1 protein-coding gene is annotated in these 212 nt (G+C 50.9%); it reads right to left on the minus strand.

Going from position 1 to position 212, the window contains the following annotated elements; all coding sequences use genetic code 11:
• Window positions 1-212 (minus strand): hypothetical protein (locus AC0IWT_RS20060; protein ID WP_471798521.1); only part of this gene is annotated, 212 nt, incomplete at both ends.

Consider the following 212-nt stretch of genomic DNA (forward strand, 5'->3'; position numbering starts at 1 on the left):
TCTGCCTGCTGAGAACGTTGCTGTTGCATCTGCTCATTGCGTTGTTGCATTTGCTGATCGCGTTGCGCTCTTTGTTGCTCTGCCTGCTGAGAACGCTGTTGTTGCATTTGCTCATTACGTTGCGCCCTTTGTTGCTCTGCCTGCTGAGAACGTTGCTGTTGCATCTGCTCATTGCGTTGTTGCATTTGCTGATCGCGTTGCGCTCTTTGTTG

This window comes from Pedobacter sp. AC464, from assembly GCF_979253075.1.